Source organism: Paenibacillus tabacirhizosphaerae (assembly GCF_040812395.1).
In the GTDB taxonomy this organism is placed as follows: domain Bacteria; phylum Bacillota; class Bacilli; order Paenibacillales; family NBRC-103111; genus Paenibacillus_E.
Map to the genome: position 1 here is coordinate 12,651 of NZ_JBFNXH010000015.1, position 20,720 is coordinate 33,370.

6 protein-coding genes are annotated in these 20,720 nt (G+C 48.6%); all 6 read left to right on the forward strand.

Features of this window, described 5'->3' with window-relative positions:
• The first annotated feature begins 6 nt into the window (after window positions 1-6).
• From ABRS97_RS21765 to ABRS97_RS21790, 6 genes are read left to right on the forward strand one after another with little or no spacing between them, the layout of a single operon-like run.
• A complete protein-coding gene (locus ABRS97_RS21765) occupies window positions 7-1,266 on the forward strand; it encodes a hydroxymethylglutaryl-CoA synthase family protein (RefSeq protein WP_367817489.1) in 1,260 nt (419 codons plus the stop codon).
• Complete coding sequence (locus tag ABRS97_RS21770; RefSeq protein WP_367817491.1) at window positions 1,266-2,036, forward strand: enoyl-CoA hydratase/isomerase; 771 nt, start codon at window positions 1,266-1,268, stop codon at window positions 2,034-2,036. The genes ABRS97_RS21765 and ABRS97_RS21770 overlap by 1 nt, the downstream gene beginning before the upstream one ends.
• Window positions 2,037-2,061: 25 nt before the next feature.
• On the forward strand, window positions 2,062-2,823 hold the full coding sequence (locus tag ABRS97_RS21775; RefSeq protein ID WP_367817492.1) for a 4'-phosphopantetheinyl transferase family protein: 762 nt from the start codon (window positions 2,062-2,064) through the stop codon (window positions 2,821-2,823).
• A 16-nt stretch (window positions 2,824-2,839) separates the two neighbouring features.
• Window positions 2,840-4,099 (forward strand): hydroxymethylglutaryl-CoA synthase family protein, encoded by a 1,260-nt coding sequence (locus ABRS97_RS21780; RefSeq protein ID WP_367817494.1) that lies wholly within the window; start codon window positions 2,840-2,842, stop codon window positions 4,097-4,099.
• Window positions 4,100-4,157: 58 nt separating this feature from the next.
• On the forward strand, window positions 4,158-4,907 hold the full coding sequence (locus ABRS97_RS21785) for a polyketide synthase (RefSeq protein WP_367817495.1): 750 nt from the start codon (window positions 4,158-4,160) through the stop codon (window positions 4,905-4,907).
• Window positions 4,908-4,925: 18 nt separating this feature from the next.
• The gene (locus ABRS97_RS21790; RefSeq protein ID WP_367817497.1) at window positions 4,926-20,693 is read left to right on the forward strand and encodes an SDR family NAD(P)-dependent oxidoreductase; all 15,768 of its coding nucleotides are present in this window, start codon (window positions 4,926-4,928) and stop codon (window positions 20,691-20,693) included.
• The last annotated feature ends 27 nt before the right edge of the window (window positions 20,694-20,720 follow it).

The following is a 20,720-nucleotide window of genomic DNA, read 5'->3' on the forward strand; positions in this document are numbered from 1 at the left end:
ATCCATTTGATTTCTGTTGGAATTGAAGCAATGAACGTGTTTGGAGGTACCGCCTATTTGAATGTTATGGAATTAGCGAAGTACCGGAATCTGGATACAGCCAGGTTTGAAAATTTGTTAATGAAAGAAAAGACGGTAGCTTTGCCTTGCGAGGACCCAGTTACCAATGCCGTCAATGCGGCTAAGCCAATCGTTGATTCGCTTCCGCAGGCGGAGAAAGACCGGATCGAATTGCTGATTACATGTACCGAATCCGGAATAGATTTTGGGAAATCAATGAGCACGTACATACATCATTATTTGGGATTGAATCGGAACTGCCGCTTATTTGAAATCAAGCAAGCCTGTTTTTCAGGAACTGCCGGATTTCAGATGGCGGTTAATTTTATTTTATCCAGGACCTCTCCAGGAGCCAAAGCCCTGGTTATTGCAACCGATATTTCAAGGTTTGTGGCAGCCGAGGGAGGAGAAGCTCTGACTGAGGATTGGTCTTTTGCCGAGCCAAGTTCAGGGGCGGGAGCAGTGGCGCTGCTAGTGAGTGAAACTCCTCACGTTTTTCAGGTCGATGTGGGGGCTAACGGATATTATGGTTATGAGGTCATGGACACTTGCCGGCCTGTCCCTGACAGTGAGGCAGGGGATGCGGATTTATCCTTATTGTCTTATCTGGACTGTTGTGAAAATGCATTTCTTGAATACCAGAAGCGGGTAACCGGTGTGGATTACCGGGAAGCATTCCAATATCTTGTGTTTCATACCCCATTCGGCGGAATGGTGAAAGGGGCACACCGGGCCATGATGAGGAAGATGGCTCAAGCCAAGCCTGCTGAGATTGAAACGGATTTCCAGCAGCGAGTAGTGCCGGGATTGCTCTACTGTCAGCGTGTCGGAAATATCATGGGAGGTGCTGTGTTTCTGTCTCTGGCGAGCGCGATCGATAACGGCAGTTTCGAAGTTCCGAAGCGGCTTGGCTGTTTTTCCTACGGTTCGGGCTGCTGCTCCGAGTTCTACAGCGGCATAGTGACACCGCAGGGCCAGGAGCGTCAGCGGCGCTTCGAGATAGGAGCCCGTTTGAACGAACGGTATCCATTATCCATGAATGAATATGAGGTGCTTCTGGCGGGCAGCGGAGCAGTGAAATTCGGGACCCGGAATATGGAAACGGACTTTGAACTGATTCCGGAAGCTATCGCTTCAGGTCAGGGAAAGGGGCGGTTGTTCCTGGAGAGAATTAAGGAGTTTCATCGTGAATACAGGTGGATGTGATGAACTATCAAACGATTCAGGTCCGCTTTCAGGGACCGATTTGTTTTTTGCAGATCCATCGTCCGGAGGCCAACAATACGATCAATGATAGTTTGATTGAGGAATGCCGCCATGTCCTGGAGCTGTGTGAAGAATCCATAACTGTCGTCGTGCTGGAAGGTCTGCCGGAAGTCTTTTGCTTCGGCGCTGATTTTCAAGAATTTCATGGTGCAATGGCAATGGGACAGCACAGCGGGCAAAACCCAGAGCCTCTCTATGATCTGTGGATGAAGCTGGCAACCGGACCGTACATATCCGTTTCTCACGTAAGAGGAAAGGTAAATGCGGGAGGTGTTGGTTTTGTTGCCGCCAGTGATATTGTAATTGCGGACCAGACTGCTCAGTTCAGCTTGTCGGAATTGCTATTCGGACTTTTACCATCCTGTGTCCTGCCGTTTCTGATTCGCCGGGTCGGGTTTCAAAAGGCCAATTATTTAACATTGATGACCCAACCGATATCCGCCCTACAGGCCAGTGCCTGGGGGCTGGTGGATGCGTGTGATGCACAGAGCGATATTTTGCTCCGCAAGCATTTAATGCGATTAAAACATTTACCTAAAACAGGCATTTCCCGGTATAAAAAATACTTGAATCAATTGAATGGGTCACTCCTGCAATCCAAATCAGCAGCAATCTCGAGCAATTTGGAAGTGTTTTCAGATCCCCGGAATTTAGAATTGATCTTTCGATATGTGGAAAAAGGACTGTTTCCATGGGAGGATGCAAATTAAAACAGCATGGAGGTATCAGTGAATTTTGGCTCCTGAAGGTCAATGTTTTATCAATGAGATTCTATTGACTAGGCCAGAGCATATCTATAAGGCTTCGATATGCTGCTGTTATGTTAAGAACATGGCCGAGTTTGAACGTATAATCCCGTATTTGCATATCGAAGAGCGCAATTATTTTGATACCTTAAAATTCGAAAAACGTATAAGAAGTTTTCTTCTGGGCCGCTTTGCCGCCAAACAAGCGGTAGCGGCTTTAACCGGTGAAGAAAAACTTGAATATATCCATATTCAAGCGGGTATATTTGACCAACCCATCCTTTCGTCAACGACGAGGAATACTCAGGTCAGTATTACCCATTGTAACGACTATGGAGCGGCTATCGCGTTTCCAGAGGCGCATCCTATGGGCATTGATTTTGAAAAGATAGATGATAAAAAGAGAAGCGCTTTTGAAAGCCAGATCACACTGGCAGAAAAAGAAAATATCAACGCGTTGCCCATCTCATTGGATACTGCGCTTACACTTTTATGGTCGGCAAAGGAAGCTTTGTCCAAAGTTCTGAAAACGGGTTTGACGACTTCATTTAAGGTTTTCGAGGTTTCGAAAATAGAACTGTATGATGATCATTTCATTTGCTTTTATAAAAATTTTAAGCAATATAAAGCGATTGCTTTTACGGTTGGAAGTCATATATGCGCAATCGCGTGCCCGCTAAAAACGGAAATGAATCTAGATATTTGCTCCTTTAAGGGAAAGTTCACTTCTATAGAATCGTTATCTCGATAGCGGAAGGGAGATGAATATGATATCTGTTGGCATTGAAGCAATGAATGTATTTGGCGGAATTGCATACATGGATGTCATGCAGTTAGCCAAGTATCGAAACATGGATACTTCAAGATTTGAAAATTTACTAATGAAAGAAAAGACTGTGGCTATGCCTTATGAAGATCCGATCACCTTTGGCGTTAATGCGGCCAAACCGTTGATTGATTCGCTTTCACAAGCGGATAAAGACCGGATCGAATTATTGATAACCTGTACCGAATCCGGCGTGGATTTCGGGAAATCGATAAGCACCTATATTCATCATTATCTGGGATTAAACAGGAATTGCCGTCTATTTGAAATTAAGAATGCCTGTTATTCGGGAACCGCAGGGTTACAGATGGCGGTCAATTTTATTTTGTCACAGACTTCGCCGGGGGCAAAGGCTTTAGTGATTGTGACAGATATTTCACGATTTTCGCTGGCAGAGGGCGGAGATGCCCTGAACATGGACTGGGCTTTTGCGGAACCTACTTCAGGTGCGGGGGCGGCTGCCATTCTGGTGAGTGATACCCCTTATGTGTTTCAAGTCGATGTAGGAGCAAACGGATATTATGGCTTTGAGGTGATGGATACTTGCCGGCCTACACCTGATGGCGAAGTCGGGGATGCGGATTTGGGCTTAATGTCCTATTTAGACTGCTGCGAGCGTTCGTTCCTGGAATATCAAAAAAGAGTAAGCGATGTGAATTATCGAGATACATTTGCATACCTTTCGTTTCATACTCCATTCGGCGGGATGGTGAAAATCGCTCATCGGACCATGATGAGGAAGACGGTTCAAGTCAGCCCTAAAGAGATAGAACCCGATTTCGAGAAGCGGGTGGCGCCCGGATTGATCTATTGCCAGCGTGTCGGCAATGTGATGGGAGCCTCCATGTTCATGTCCCTTGCAAGCATAATAGATAAAGGATCCTACGAGTTGCCAAAGCGGATTGGCTGCTTTTCTTACGGCTCAGGCTGCTGTGCGGAGTTCTACAGCGGTATTGTTTCAGCGCAAGGGCAGCAGCTTCAATCTCGATTTCGAATAGAGGAACAATTAAACGGGCGCTGCCAATTAACGATAAAAGCATATGAGGCCCTGTTGAACGAGAGCAGTGCTGTGAAATTCGGCACCCGGAATATCGAATTGGATTTTGGACGGATACCGGGGGTTCTGGATGCCTGCAAGGGAAAAGGGCTTCTGGTCCTGAAGGAAATCAAAGAATTTCACCGCAAATACAGCTGGACCTAGGAAGCTGAGCCGTAAATTTGTTACAAGCATAGATATTGTGGAAGTAAGGAGATTGACAATGTCACAATCTGTTGTTGATGTATGTGAAGTTGAACCGGGTATTGTTCAAATAACGATGCAGGACCGGGTTCATAAAAATACGTTTTCAGAGGAACTGGTCTGCGGCTTGATTCAAGCCTATGAATCGATCCATGCAAACCCAGACTATAAGGTTGTGGTTGTGACCGGGTATGACAGCTATTTTTCTTCCGGCGGAACGAGGGAAGGGCTGTTGTCCATATACGAAGGCCGGGAAAAGTTTACCGACGTCAATATTTACAGTCTTCCGCTGAATTGCAGGATACCTGTGATTGCTGCTATGCAGGGGCATGGAATTGGCGGCGGATTTGTTTTGGGATTATATTCGGATTTCGTGATCCTCAGCCGGGAAAGTATGTATACGGCCAACTTTATGAAATACGGGTTTACGCCTGGCATGGGTGCAACGTATATACTGCCTAAGAAATTGGGTTTTAGCTTGGCGGAAGAGTTGCTATTAAGCGCCGGAGGTTATCGCGGAGCAGAGCTTGAAAAACGCGGGATTGCATTCCGGGTGCTTCCGAGGGATGAGGTTCTGGGACAGGCGTTGGAATTGGCTAGGCAAGTGGCTGAAAAGCCGAGAATTTCGTTAATTACTCTAAAAGACCATCTCGTTAAAACGATCCGGGAAGAACTTCCCGCAGTGATTGAACAGGAAATTGCCATGCATGAAAAAACATTTCATCAAGATGAGGTTAAAGATCGGATCATTGAATTATTCGGCAATTAACGGAGAGAGGGGTTATTGATGAATCCTAGAGATATTTTGCATGCGCTGCAGGGACGTGAAATAAGTCTTGAAGATGCAAAAAGAGAATTAGCAAATACCCTGCATAAAGATCGGGAAAATCAGCAACAAGGGAGCAAGGAGCCCACTCGCAGCGTGGAACGTAAGGAAGCCGTCGCCATTGTCGGGATGTCTGCGCGGTATCCTGGTGCGGACGAATTAGGCCAATATTGGAATAACCTGGCCCAAGCCCACAATGCTGTCCGTGAAATTCCGGCATCCCGTTGGGATGTGGATGAGTATTATGATGCGCACCCTAATCAACGGGGGAAATTAAATTGTAACTCGATGGGAATGTTGAATGGGATCGAATATTTTGATCCTGCCTTTTTTCATATTCCTCTGGCGGAAGCGGAGACGATGGATCCCCAGCAGCGTATTTTTTTGCAGGAGGCATACAGGGCGTTTGAGGATGCGGGATACAGCCGCCGTTTGCTTAGCAGCAAAAAATGCGGTGTGTATCTTGGCATTGCAGGTAATGAATACGGCATGATGCTTTATAAAAACAAGGCCGAAGCAATGGACACAACCGGCAACAGTTCCGCCATAGCTGCGGCACGTATAGCTTATTATTTGAATTTAACAGGGCCTGCCATTTCGGTAGATACAGCATGTTCTTCCTCCTTGGTTGCAGCACATTTGGCGTGCCAGGCATTAGTAAACCGCGAAATTGATATGGCATTAGTGGGAGGCGTAAGCCTGTATCTGACGCCTGATAGATATATGAGCATGTGTGAGGCCGGCATGCTGTCACCTGACGGGCAGTGCAAAGCTTTTGACAATCATGCCGATGGTTTTGTGCCGGGCGAAGGTGCCGGAGCATTGGTGCTGAAGAGGCTAAGCGACGCTGAGGCGGATCGCGACTCTATTTACGGTGTTATTATTGGTTCGGGAATTAACCAGAACGGCAATACAAACGGAATTACCGCCCCAAGTAAGAATAGCCAGATGCAGCTGGAGAAAGAGATCTATGATAACTATCAAATAGATCCAGACCGTATCGGCTATGCTGAAATGCACGGGACAGGGACGAAGTTGGGAGACCTTATCGAATTGGAAGCTATGTCGGCGGTCTTTAAGGAAAGGACAAGCCGAAGGAACTATTGTGCGATAGGTTCGGTAAAAGGCAATATCGGGCACGTATCGGCAGCTGCCGGGGTTGCAGGCATCCAGAAGGTACTGCTGAGTATGAGACATCAGATGCTGGTGCCGACATTGAATTTTAAAAGCCCTAACGAGCACTTCAATTTCGAAAATTCCCCATTTTATGTAAATACCGAATTGAAAGCTTGGGAATCCCCTGCAGGTATCCCGAGGCAGGCTTGTGTGAGTTCATTCGGATTTAGCGGTAGTAATGCTCATATTGTTATTGAGGAGTATCCGGCTCGAGACGGCAATGCCTCACCATTTTCCGGCAGCAAATCCGATACCTCGCTATTGTTCGTGCTGTCGGCAAAAAACGAGAAACAGCTGCAAGTATATGCGCAGTCCATGAAAAATTGTATCGAATCTCACACAGAGCTTGCACTGGTAGATATCGCATACACGTTGCAGGCAGGTCGAGAGGCGATGGACCACCGCATAGCCTTTTTTGCGGATTCGAGAGAGTCTGTAGCAGAGGCTTTGGAAGCGTTTTACGAAAACCGTCAGCCTGAAAGCCTGCTGTTTATGCAGTTGAATAGGAATGAAGCGGGTGAAGACGAGGTAACTTCTCTTATTCAGAATAGAGACTGGAGGAAAATAGCGGAATTATGGGTGAACGGTTTACAGTTCGATTGGGACTGCTTGTATGGAGATCCAAAACCTAGACGGGTTCATCTGCCTGCGTATCCTTTTGCCAAGGAATACTGCTGGGTTAGTGAACTTCACAACGGTATGGGCGGTATAAAAAGTACACGTAACGCTGCTTCCCCTCAATCCGAAAATGTGAATAGTACCGTACCGGAGGTATATGTCTATGACGAGCCTTATCTACAGGATCACAAGGTTGGGGGCGAACCTGTTCTTATTGGAATGACGCACGCAAGTCTGGCTATCAATGCTTTTTTTAGAGCATTTCCAGAGGAAAACAACGTTCATCTCCATGGACTTCATTTTATAAAACCTGTCGCAATCAAAAAAGGGCAGCATGCGGAAGTTGTCATTGAGTCTTCTGTACAAAACGGGGCTACGGCCGATTTCCGTGTTTTATACCGTCATGGCCAGGATGAGGCGTGGGATGTGACTGCGAGTGGCACATTACGAAAGTCTTCTTATGAAGGCGGCAGCATCAATTTGGAGGAATTAAAGGGCGAGTTGGAGGAGCTGACAGGTTTTGAGCATATGTATTCCGCTAATCCTGCCATCCAGGTAGGGGATACCTTTAAAAACATAAGCCGGATTTATGCTGGAAATGACCGTGTGCTTGCCAGAGTGGATTTGACTCAAGCGCTTCGGGAAGAAAGGCATGCGTATGCATTGCATCCGCTCATGGTGTATAACGCTTTCCAGGCGGTAGTTCCGCTATTGGGGCAGCAGGACATGAAGGACGGATTTCTGCCCTTCGGGATCAAAGATATGTACGTTCAGCAGACCGGCAGACTGGAGTCATTTTGGTTACTGATAAGGCTAAAGAAGTTTTCAGGGGAAATGGTCATTTTCGATACAGATGTGATGAATGATCAGTCAACGGTTATTGCCAGTTTTTCGGGATGCTCCTCGAAACGGCTGCGATCTACGTCGCAAGACCATGCCGGCAGCCGGATTCAGGAAGAGGGTGCGAAGTCACAAGTACAAAGCCTACGCAGTTCGGATTCATACCCATCTGTCGTGACTGCATCGGCATCCCGCCTTTCAGGCAAGGTTCAAAAATATTTGAGAGACAAGCTGTGCAGCATCATACCTGAATACTCGAAAACTACCAATATCGAAATCAATTTAATGGATCTGGGCGTGGGGTCTTCAGACTTCATTGTGCTGACCCGCGAGATTGAAAAGGAAGCGAACATTGAGTTGAGTCCTGCATTGTTTTTTGAGTACCCCAATATTAAAGAACTGACAAAGTTCTTTTCACAAGATCACAGGGAAGCGTTCGTTCAACTTCTTGAAGCCGGATCAGGGAATCAAGCGGAGCCTGAGATCGTCCGCCAACCAAGGAAGGCAGCACAAGAAGCTGCGAACACGAATATTAACGTACTTGGAACGTCGAGAAGCCAGACATTTTCTGATCCTATCAGGGATGAGATTGCTGTAATTGGGATACATGGCACCTTTGCCGGGGCATCGGATTTGGAACAGTTCTGGAACAATTTGCGGGAGAAAACAGACGTAATCACAGAGATCCCTATGGACCATTGGGATTATCGTCCCTGGTATGATCAAAATACCGAAGCTCCAGATAAGACCTACTGCAAGTGGGGCGGATTTATTAATCATGTAGATAAATTTGATGCAGAGTTTTTTCATATTTCCCCCCGCGAAGCGGAGTGGATGGATCCCCAGCTTCGGCTCATGCTGCAAAGTATTTATGCGGCAGGTGAAGACGCAGGCATCATGAAGCGGCTAAGAGGCACAAACACAGGCGTCTTCATCGGGGCTTGCTGCCATGACTATAAAGATTTGATTGCCGAAAAAAATCTTCCCGTTGATCCTTACGTCGGCATAGGTACTTCACAGACGATACTTGCCAATCGTATTTCATTTTTCCTGGACTTAAAGGGTCCCAGTATTGCAATAGATACGGCATGCTCATCCTCCTTGTTTGCCCTGCATTATGCCTGCCAAGCACTAAGAAATAAAGAGTGCAGCATGGCTTTTGTGGGGGGAGCGAATCTGCTTCTATCCTCTTGGCATTACCGCTATTTCAGCAGTATGGGCGCATTATCGCCTACTGGACGCTGCCATACTTTCGATGAAGCCGCAGACGGCTATATTCCAGGGGAAAGCATTGCCAGTATGCTGTTGAAACCGCTGCATCAGGCCATTGAAGATGGAGACCGCGTTTATGCGATTATCAAAGGTTCGGCAGCGCTGCATGGAGGATATACTCCTTCTATAACTGCGCCGAGCGTAGCAGGTGAAGAGAATGTAATTTTAAAAGCTTGGGAGGATGCGGGAGTGCCGCCTGAAACCATAAGTTATATTGAAGCTCATGGTACAGGCACAAAGTTAGGAGATCCTATCGAAATTAACAGCTTAAAAAGAGCGTTCAAGCATTTTACAGGCAAAGAAGGATTCTGCGCTGTAGGTTCTGTAAAGGCCAATATCGGCCATGCCGAAGGTGCGGCTGGGATAGCAAGCATAGTGAAGGTTATTCTCCAGATGAAACACCGGCAGATTCCGGCTCTGCCCATGTTCAATAAGCTGAACCCCTATATTGAATTGGATAAGTCGGCACTTTATATAAATCGGGAGTTAGAAGAATGGAAGTCCCCCGAAGGCACGCCGAGACGCGCCGGTATAAGTTCTTTTGGCATGTCGGGAGCTTATGCTCATGTCGTGCTGGAGGAATATATTCCCCAGGAAATAGTAAAGCCTGCAGCTGTGGAGATTTCCCATACGCCTGCTGTTATTGTACTTTCCGCCAGGAATGATGAACGACTTAAGGCGCAGGCTAAGCAACTATTAGATTTCATACGGAAAGGGCAAGTTTCCGACAGGGATCTGACGGACATCGCCTATACACTTCAGGTTGGGCGAGAAGCCATGGAAGAGCGCTTGGGCATGATTGCGGGTTCAATTGCCGAGCTTGAAGAGAAGCTGCAAAGTTTTGTGGAAGAATCGAATCATGCCGAGGACGTGTACAGGTCTCAGGGGAAGCAAAGCAAAGAACATGTTGCTGTATTCATGGAAGATGAAGATTTTGGGGAAATAATAGAGATTTGGACACAAAAGAGTAAATATGGAAAGATTTTAGACCTATGGGTCAAGGGCTTGAACTATGATTGGAATAGACTCTATGAGGGCTCCAAGCCTGGCATAATCAGTTTGCCGACGTATCCCTTTGCTTTGGAGCGCTACTGGATTCCTGAACAAGACATCATGCAAGACAGAGGGGCGGCTTTTATCCACCCACTCCTGCACCAGAACACATCGGACTTATCCGAGATGAGGTTCAGCGCAACCTTTGACGGGCAGGAATTTTTCCTGGCAGATCATAGGGTAAAAGGCCGGAAGGTACTGCCGGGCGTGGCTTATTTGGAGATGGCTAGGGTGGCGGTCAATCAGGCGGCAGGAAAACTGTACGAAGGGAAGACTCGGGTTCGTCTCAAAGATGTGGTTTGGATAAGGCCTGTCGTGGTTGCTGACCAGCCGGTGCAGATCCATATCGGACTGTACCCCAAGGATGATGGCACTATTGATTACGATATCTACAGTATTCCCGAAAAAGACGGTGAGGATTGTGTGATACACAGTCAGGGCAGTGCGGCATTCATCCCGGAAACAACGTCTCCTTTGCTGAATCTGCGGGCTTTGCAGGCGGAGTGCGGGCAGGGCAAGCTTTTGTCTGGCCCATGTTATGAAGCGTTTAGAGCCGCAGGGATGGACTATGGTCCGGCCTACCGTGGCATTGAAGAAGTATATAAAGGCGCTGAGCAAGTGCTTGCAAAACTGTCACTGCCCGATTTCCTTTCAAGTACGAAGGAACAATTTGTTATGCATCCCAGCTTAATGGATTCGGCCTTGCAGTCGTACATAGGCTTAATGATGTATGCTGATGGAGATCTAAGACATTGGGATAAGCCGGTTTTGCCCTTTGCTATGGAGGAGCTTGAGATTTTCGATAAATGCCAATCAACGATGTGGGCTCTCATCCGGTATAGTGACGGTACTGCTGCGGGGGACAAATTGGAGAAAACCGACATTGATTTATGCGATGCACAAGGCAGGGTTTGTGTAAGGATGAAAGGTGTTTCGTCCCGGGTGCTGGAAAAGGATCTGCAAATCGGCCATGTACCACAAACGGTTTCTGCTGAACATGCAGGCTGGACGGCAACAGGCCCGGTCATGCTTGCTCCCGTGTGGGATGCTGTCTTGGCGGAAAAGGGGGAGAGCTATCCGGCTGCTGCCGATCGCGTAGTGGTTATAGGCGGGGATGAAGACAACAGGGAGATACTTGAACGCTGCTGCCCGAACATGGACGTGTTGGTGACCCAATACGGGGAAACTATTGAAGAAATGGCAGAAAAACTGGAGGGCTATGGTTCGATAGACCATATTGTGTGGATTGCGCCTTCCCATACTTTAGAATCGGCAGCTAGTGAAGCATGTATTGCAGACCAGGATCGGGGAGTTATACATCTTTTTAAAGTGATGAAAGCGCTGCTTCATCTGGGGTATGACGCCAGGGTTTTGGGCTGGACCGTGATGACCATACAGGCACAGCCTATCCATAAGAATGACGCGGTGAACCCCGCGCATGCAAGCGTTTTTGGGCTTATAGGCTCCATGGCCAAGGAATATCCGAATTGGAAAACAAGGCTGGTAGATTTGGAAGCCGGCTGTGAATGGCCGGTTCAGGACATGTTCGCCCTGCCTTCAGACCCTCGCGGGGAGGCATGGATATACCGCAGTAAAGAATGGTACAGGCAGAAGCTAGTTCCTGTTCATGATATCCCTTCGGGCGAGACTATGTATAGACATGGTGGCGTATATGTCGTCATTGGAGGAGCGGGCGGCATTGGGGAAGTCTGGAGCGAATATGTCATCCGTAACTGGCAGGCGCAGGTTGTTTGGATCGGTCGGCGGGAAAAGGATGCGTCTATCCAGGCTAAGTTGGACAGACTGGCGGCCCTGGGGCCGGCGCCTGTATATATAGCGGCTGATGTAAGCGACCGGAAGGCTATTCAAAAGGCTTACGAAGAAATCAAAGAGAAGCATCCCAAGATTCATGGCGTGGTTCACTCCGCCATTGTGCTGCTCGACCAAAGCCTTGCTAATATGGATGAGGAAAGGTTTAGGGCCGGGCTTTCCGCCAAGGTGGATGTGAGTGTGCGCATAGCTCAGGTTATGCGAGATGAACCCTTGGATTTTGTGCTGTTCTTTTCTTCGATGATCTCATTCCTGAAATCTGCTGGTCAGGGCAACTATGCTTCCGGGTGTACCTTTAAGGATGCTTTTGCCAATCAGCTCGCGCTTGAACGGGACTGTGCGGTGAAGGTGATGAATTGGGGATACTGGGGAAGTGTGGGAATCGTTGCTTCAAAGTCCTACCAGGAACGAATGGTTCAGGCGGGCATAGGCTCAATTGAGCCTATGGAGGCTTGGAAGGCTTTGGAAGCTCTTTTTGCTGCTCCAATCAACCAAATGGCTTTCATGAAAACGACAAAACCACTGGTCTTGGAAGGAATGGATGCACAGGACTCGATTACAGTCTACCAAGATGGTCCTGAAGCAGACATTCGGCTGATGCAGAAATCGGTTCCACCTGCCAGTAAGATGGGTACAGAGGGAGCGCTGGATGAAATAAAGGCGGCCTTGACCCAGGTAGCAGCGGAATTAATCCATGTCGGCGAGGATCATATCGATGCCGATGTTAGTTTGACGGAATACGGATTTGACCCGTTCAAAGCGGCAGAGTTTGCCGACAGGCTCCGTGAAGCGTATGGATTTGAGCTGTCTCGCACCGCACTTTTTGAAAATAAAACCATCCACAAACTATCAGGGTATTTGGCAGAAGAGCAAAGGAATGTGTTGGCTAGACGAGAGCTCCAACTGGAGGATCAACAAGAGGAAACAGACAAGCAAAGGGAAGAACTGGACAGGCTTCTGTGCAAGCTGCTTTGGGGACAGCTGCAGTCCATGGGGGTATTTGCCGAAGAAGATACGGCTGCAGTAGATAGGAAGGAAAAAAGCGGGATTTGCGGCTTATATGACAGGTGGTTGGAAGAAAGTATCGCTGTTTTAGCCCGGAATAACTATATCAGGCAAGATGGGGCGATATACAAGGTACTTGCCAATGGAAATCCGGCGGATCTTGAGGCAGCATGGCAAGAGTGGAATCAGAAAAAGGCCGAATGGCTGGAAAATCCCGACATGAAAGCCCAGGTGGTTTTATTAGAAGCCATGCTGGGTTCTTTGCCGCAAATTCTTACCGGAAAAGTCCAGCCCACAGACATTATGTTCCCTAACTCTTCCATGGAATTAGTGGAGGGGGTTTACAAGAACAATCCGACTGCGGATTACTATAACGAGGTATTATCGGATACGGTGACAGCCTATGTGGAAGAGCGAATGAAGCAGGACCCGTCTGCACAGGTGCGGATCATTGAAATCGGGGCAGGCACGGGGGGAACCAGCAGCAAGGTGCTGAAGAAATTGAGCCGTTACCGGGAACACATAGGTGAATATTGCTATACCGACGTTTCGAGGGCTTTTCTGATCCATGCGGAAAAAGAGTATGGACCGGGAAATCCGTACTTGACCTACCGGCTTTTTAATGTGGAACAGCCGGTTGGAGAACAGAATATTGAATTGGGTACATACGATCTGGCGATTGCTGCCAATGTATTGCACGCCACATCCAATATTCGCCAGACCTTGCGCAACGCAAAGGCAGTACTGCGGACGAACGGCCATCTTCTTTTAAACGAGCTTATTGCCAATTCGTTGTTTGCCCACTTGACCTTTGGCCTTCTGGAAGGATGGTGGCTGTATGAAGATCCTGCAGTTCGCATTCCGGGTTGTCCGGGGTTATCTGCTCAAACTTGGAGGAAGGTGCTGGAAGACGAAGGATTCCATTCGGTATTTTTTCAGATTCCTGAGGCATACGGTTTGGGTCAGCAGATAATTGCTGCCGCAAGTAATGGAGCTGTGAGACAAAAGCAATTGTTCAAGCCGGAATTATTGCCTGCAGCGAAGAAAGATTTGAAGGTTGCTTCCGTAGCAGCAGTTTCCACTGAAATAAAGGTTGCGCAGAAAAAGAACGTGAAGAATGCAACCGGGAAAGCAACGGATTTATTGCAGGAGAAATGCACTGCATATATGAAAAAACTGGTAGCTGATACGCTCAAGATTCCTGCCCACAAAATAGATTCAGATGAGCCGCTGGAAAGGTATGGCATCGATTCGCTTTTGGTCGTTCAATTAACCAATGCGATGCGGAAGGTATTCAGCAATGTCAGCAGCACCTTGTTTTTTGAGTACCAAACGATTGATGCTTTGGTTGAACATCTTATGAAAACGCAAAAGGATGTGCTAATAGCACTGCTAGGCGTGGAAGAACCTCAACCTTCCGAGGGAATTTCGGAGAAGGCTGAACCCGCCGCTCCGCTGGCGAATCAGTTGCCGGTGCCGATGCCAAGGAGAGGTGGACGTTTCCTGCAGCGCAGTGCTGCAGGGAATGAAGGAACCGCGCCGCAAGTTTCGGAAGTGCGGGATATTGCTATTATCGGCCTTGCAGGGCGTTATGCCCAGGCAAAAAATATCACCGAACTCTGGGGAAATTTAAAGTCGGGAAGCAATTGCATTTCTGAAATTCCTAAGGAGCGCTGGGATTGGAAGCCATACTATCATGAAGAAAAAGGAAAAAAGGGATATATATATAGTAAATGGGGCGGGTTTATTGACGATATCGATAAATTTGATCCCTTGTTTTTCAAAATTTCCCCCGCAGAAGCCGAGATGATGGATCCGCAGGAGAGACTGTTTTTGGAAGTCGTGCATGCATGCATTGAAGATGCCGGTTATACCTCGTTAAATCTTTGCGAAAGCAGAAAAGTCGGGGTCTTTGCCGGGGTTATGAATGCGAACTACCCGACAGGGGCCAGCTATTGGTCCATTGCAAACCGAATCTCGTACCTCTTTAACTTCCAGGGGCCGAGTTTGGCGGTGGACACCGCATGTTCCTCATCCTTGACAGCTATCCATTTAGCCTTGGAAAGCTTGTACAGCGGCATGAGCGATTGCGCCATTGCAGGCGGAGTCAATTTAATTGTTGACCCCGTTCACTACATGAAGCTGACGTCGATGACCATGATCTCTTCGGGTGACCAGTGCAAGGCCTTTGGAGCCCAAGCCGACGGTTTTGTTGACGGAGAAGGCGTAGGGGCCGTTATATTAAAGCCTTTGGCGAAGGCGATTGCCGATGGAGACCACATCTACGGAATTATTAAGGGAAGCGCGTTGAACGCGGGTGGGAAGACCAATGGATATACGGTGCCCAATCCCCATGCGCAGTTCCAGTTGGTTGTAGATGCTTTGAAGCGAGCAGGAGTTCATCCACGGACAGTCAGTTACCTGGAGGCTCACGGAACAGGCACGGAGCTGGGAGATCCGATTGAAGTTGCCGGATTGACAAAAGCCTTTGAGAAGGATACCGAGGAAAAACAGTTTTGCGCAATCGGCTCGGTCAAATCGAACATCGGACATTGTGAAAGTGCGGCAGGAATTGCCGGGATGACAAAAGTATTGCTGCAGTTGAAAAACCGACAGCTAGTGCCTTCACTTCACTCGAAGGTTCCCAATCCAAACATTGATTTTGGAAGTACGCCATTTAATGTCCAACAGGAGCTGGCGGAATGGAAAAGGCCGGTAGCGCGGATTGACGGCGTAGTCAGGGAATACCCGAGAATTGCCGGTATTTCATCCTTTGGAGCCGGGGGAGCAAATGCTCATATTGTGATCGAAGAGTATATACCGCAGCATCGGGAAAGGGTGCGCCTTGTAAATGTTTCCAGTAACCCTGCAATCATCATCCTGTCGGCCAAGAACGAAGCAAGGCTCCGGGAACAAACGGACCAGTTATTAGCTGCAATCGGGAAGCAGCAGCTCACAGATGAAGACCTGGTGGATATGGCCTATACGCTTCAGGTAGGAAGAGAAGCGATGGAAGAGCGTTTGGCCATGTCTGCGAGGTCATTGAAGGAGCTTGCCGAGAAATTGAAGAGCTTCCTGGAAGGCGGGGATGAAGCTGACGGCCTCTACCGTGGTCAATTCAAACGGAATAAGGATGCTTTGGCCGTTTTTGCATCGGATGAAGAACTGCAGGATGTAATCGGCAAATGGATTGATCATAAAAAATATGACAAGCTCATGGAGCTTTGGGTCAAGGGACTGGCATTGGATTGGAACAGGTTGTATGGAGATGCAAAACCTTGCCGTATCAGCCTGCCAACCTATCCTTTTGCGAGGGAGCGCTATTGGACAGCCGGGAATGTGGCCAAGTATGGTAATGATGCGGCGGCTTCCGCTACTGTACAACCACCGCCAGCGTCCGGCAAGTTGATGCTCCGGCCGATCTGGCAGGAAAGCGCTATTTCCCGTGAGGCAGCAGTTCCAAGTTATGAAGAGCATTTGGTCATACTATGCGAACCTCGCGGGGTTTCCCTTGAAGCTGTCTTGGATCGAATGGACGGCGTGCGCTGCATTTCCTTGCAGTCGGAGAAGAAGGGAATGGACGAGAGGTTCCAGGACTATACCTTGCGGGTGTTCAGAGAAATCCGCAGCATTTTTGAAGTCAAACCTCTGGGTAAGATATTGATGCAGATTGTAATTCCGAGCCAGGAGGAGCAGCAGGTCTTTTTCGGACTGTCGGGATTGTTACAAACGGCGCACTTGGAAAATCCCAAGCTTGTGGGGCAGATCATCGGGATCGAGGAGAATGACGAAAGCGTTGCGGAGAAACTGATGGAAAACAGCCTTTGCCCTGGTGACCATAAAATCAGCTATCGCCGCGGAAAGCGCTGCGTTGCCGGGTGGAGCGAAGTCGAAGTTCCCCAGAAGGAGGCGGCCCTGCCGTGGAAAGATCAGGGTGTTTATCTGATTACGGGGGGAGCCGGGGCGCTGGGACTCATTTTTGCCACGGATATTGCTTTAAAGGTCAAAGATGCCGTATTGGTTCTTACTGGAAGATCCCATTTGGGCAAAGAGAAAGAAGCTCGACTAAAGGAGCTGGAAGCACTAGGCGCCAAGTTGGAATACAGGCAAACGGATATGGCGCAGACAGAGGCGGTTGCAGGACTGATCCGCGATATCACCGGGAAATATGGAAGCCTTGATGGAATCATCCACAGTGCTGGAGTCATTCGTGACAGCTTTATACTTAAAAAAGACAGCGATGAGATCCGGCAAGTTCTTGCACCTAAGGTCACCGGACTCGTGAATCTGGATCAAGCCAGCAAAGAGCTGTCCCTTGACTTTTTCGTTGTATTTTCATCCGGTACGGGTGCATGGGGCAATGTGGGTCAGGCTGACTATTCCGCAGCCAATGCTTTTATGGATGCCTATGCCGGGTACCGCAACAATTTGGCAATTTCAGGCCAGCGCCGGGGAAAAACACTCTCCATCGGCTGGCCGCTGTGGCGGGAAGGCGGCATGCAGATCAACGAAGAGATGGAAGAGATCATGCGGCAAAGTACTGGAATGGTTGCCATGGAGACGTCGAGCGGTGTCCAGGCGTTGTATCAGGGGCTGGCTTCGGGAGAAAATCAGGTGCTGGTGGTTGAAGGCGATGTGCCAAAACTGCGGGAACATGTACAGAAGGATTCACCAAAGGCGCATTTGCACCCGAGTGATGGAACTGGCTGGCGTATGGAACAAGGAATGTTGCAGGACCGAATTCTCCACAAAATGAAAGTTATTTTTGGAGAAATCACCAAGCTGAGTGTTTCCCAGATTGATGCCGATGAACCTTTAGAGAACTACGGAGTGGATTCGGTTATGATCATGCAGCTCAATCAAAAGCTCAGTGTTTTCTTTGGAGAATTGTCAAAAACCTTGTTCTTTGAATATAAGACTCTGCAAGCTTTGGCCGAATACCTTATAGCTGAATATGCACAGGAGTGCACTCGGTGGGCGGGGCTTGAAGAACAGAATAAGCCGATCGGTAAAGACTCTCACGGACCACATGCCGAAGTCCAATCTCCTTCTGCGGTTTCAGCAGAATCGGAAAAGCGAACAGCTCCTGTCTTTTCCGCTGCAGAATCAGAAAAGAGGGATCGGGAGCCTATTGCCATCATCGGTATCTCGGGACGTTATCCGCAGGCAAAAAATCTGCAAGAATATTGGGAGAATTTACAGGCGGGGAAAGATTGTATCACCGAGATTTCGCAAGAGCGCTGGCCGCTGGAAGGATTCTACCATCATGATTCCCAGGAGGCTGTCGCGCAAGGTAAAAGCTACAGCAAGTGGGGAGGATTCGTCGATGGTTTTGCGGACTTTGACCCGTTGTTTTTCAATATTTCGCCCCGCGAGGCAATGGGCATGGATCCCCAGGAGAGGCTGTTCCTGGAGTCCTGCTGGGAAGCGCTGGAGGATGCCGGTTATACCAGAGAGCAGCTTGCGGTACAGTATAAACGAAAAGTAGGCGTCTTCGCGGGAATTACGAAAACCGGCTTCGATTTATATGGCGCCGAACTGTGGAAGCAGGGCAAGAGGCTTTATCCGACCACTTCTTTTAGCTCGGTGGCGAACCGGATTTCCTACATGCTCGATATCCAGGGTCCCAGCATGCCGATAGACACGATGTGTTCGGCATCGTTAACGGCGATTCATGAAGCCTGCGAGCACCTCCGCCATGGAGATTGCGAAATGGCGATTGCAGGCGGGGTTAACCTGTATCTTCACCCTTCAAACTATGTCCTGTTGTGTGCCCAGAAAATGCTTTCAGCGGACGGCAAGTGCAAAAGCTTCGGACAGGGCGCTAACGGATTTGTGCCTGGTGAGGGAACAGGGGTACTGCTTCTGAAACCACTATCCCGGGCGCTGAAAGATGGAGACCATATCTATGCGCTTATTCGCGGTACCAGTATTAATCACGGTGGAAAAACGAACGGCTACACCGTGCCTAATCCCAACGCACAGGGTGAGGTCATCAGGGCAGCGCTGGATAAAGCGGGAGTAAATGCCCGCACAGTCAGTTACATCGAAGCCCACGGGACGGGAACGGAACTCGGTGATCCCATCGAAATCACAGGGCTTACTCAAGCCTTCCGCAAGGATACCCAGGATACTGGTTTTTGCGCTATAGGTTCGGTTAAATCCAATATCGGCCATCTTGAGGCTGCAGCGGGTATAGCCGGAGTCACTAAAATTGTATTGCAAATGCAGCACCGGAAGATTGTTCCGAGCCTGCATGCCAAGGAATTAAATGCCAATATCCATTTTGCAAAAACTCCATTTGCCGTCCAGAGGGAACTGACGGAATGGAAGCGGCCTGTGGTTGAGCTTAACGGAATAGAGGTGGAATGCCCTAGAATTGCAGGGATTTCATCCTTTGGAGCCGGAGGAGCGAATGCCCATGTAATCATCGAAGAATATATTCCGGAAAAAGCAGAAAGGCCTCAAGCAGCGGTCAGCACGCAGAACCCCGCAGTGATTGTCCTTTCGGCCAAAAGTGAAGAACGGCTTAAAGTTCAGGCACAGCAGTTATTGGATTTAGTCGCGGGAGGACAGTTTACCGATGCTTCCCTGACTGAAATTGCCTATACGCTTCAAGTGGGGCGCGAAGCTATGGAAGAACGCTTGGCTTTCATGGCCGGGTCCTTTCAGGAATGGGAGGAGAAGCTGAGGGGATTTGTTGCAGGGCAGGATGGCATTGAGGGGCTGTACAGGGGACAGGCTAAACGGAATAAAGAGACTGTGACGCTGTTTGCAGCGGACGAGGATTTACAACGTGCAGTTGAGGCGTGGATGAACAAGAGGAAATACGGAAGGCTTCTTGAGCTCTGGGTTAAGGGGCTCAGTTTCGACTGGAACAAGCTGTATGGAGACGAGAAGCCGCACAGGGTTAGTTTGCCTACGTATCCTTTTGCCAGGGAACGTTACTGGATTCGTGCGATCGAAACGGGAGTTTCCCCGAGTGCGGAAGCGCCTCAAGCGGCGGCAGTCAAACCGAGCGGGATATCTCTTCAGCCTTTATCCGGAGGGCAGAAACCGGTAAGAGGACCGAAAGAGCAAAGCCGTCAACCCATTGCGCTGTCATCGCCAAACCCTTCATTAGGGCAGCAAGCGAAGACCCATCAGACAGTCCCTATTACCGCTAAAAAAGCGGTTTGGGCGGATCACTTGGAGGAAGAGCTGGCGGCAAGTCTGGCGGACACTTTGTCCATCAATCGGATTTATGTAGATATGGATAAAAGCTTTATGGAAATAGGGCTGGATTCCATTACAGGTGTGGAATGGGTTCAGGCCATCAACAAACGCTACGGACTGTCCATTGCCGCAACCAGAGTCTATGATTATCCGAATCTCCGGGAATTCATAAAATTCCTGCAGAAAGAGATGGGCAAGAAAGACAGCGCTGTGACCAAAAGTACGGAGGGTGTCAGTTCGAGCCTGCCTCAGGCGAAACACATATCTGTCGAATTGAAGCCCTTAAGTTCGGCTGAGGCTAAAAGTACGCCGCTGGTTACGGCTTTGGAGCAGCCCGTACACGTACAGATGTCTCTGGAGCATTTGCAGAAGGAGCTGACGGAAAGCTTAGCCGAGATACTGTCCGTGAGACAGTCTGATGTGGACATGGATGCAAAATTCACCGATATGGGACTAGACTCTATTATCGGCGTGGAATGGATTCAAATCATCAATAAACAGTATGGGTTGTCCATTGCGGCAATCAGGGTCTATGATTATCCGTCGATCAGGGAGTTATCCGAATTTATGAAAAAAGATCTGGATAAGCATGGAAATGGATGGAGCCAGGCATCTTTGCAGCCAACTTCATCTCTTTCTCTGCATGAGCTGATACAAAATGTTCAGCATGGCACTTTGGATATAGATCTGGCAGAACGGCTTTTTCATCAAACCAAATAATACGATCAATACTTGTAAAGAGGGATT